The following is a 515-nucleotide window of genomic DNA, read 5'->3' on the forward strand; positions in this document are numbered from 1 at the left end:
TCCACTTGGTTCTTGCCGGCCTGCCGAAACTGCTGAATGCTATCGTCGCTAATATTGCCCTTCTCCCGCGCTTGGCGTATCTTTTCCTCAATATCAAGCTCGATGCGGCGCTGCGCCGTCAGCTTGGCACTCTCCAGGGCAGACTTGCCGTACAGCGTATTCTCGAACTGCATCTGGCCAATGGATTGGCTCTGCTGCAGGTTCCAGTCCTTCATTACTTGGTTGAGGTCACTTTGCGCCTTCGACAGCCCCAGCTTCAACATCGCCGCGTCCTGGTCGGCATCCTGCTGCGCCTTCGCCTTTTTCGCCTGCAGGTTGATAATCGCCTGCTGGTCGTCTTCGCGCTCCGACTCCTTGGACGTGCGCGCCTGATGCGCCCGCAGCGCTGCGATCTCGGCGTCATATGCCCTGAGCGTAATGGCCAGACCGGATTCCAGCGCCTTTTGCTGGTAATCGTTGTAGGTATCGAGATCGATCAGGTCCTGGCTGCGCAGTTCCGCGATGTACTTATTGCC

The 515-nt window shown here is 57.9% G+C and carries 1 protein-coding gene; it reads right to left on the reverse strand.

Translation table 11 applies throughout. The features are described from left to right. A partial coding sequence (locus tag AC0V2Y_RS27410; RefSeq protein ID WP_475418414.1) for a hypothetical protein occupies positions 1 to 515 on the reverse strand: 515 nt, incomplete at both ends.

The sequence above is a fragment of the Janthinobacterium sp. BHSEK genome (assembly GCF_056174685.1).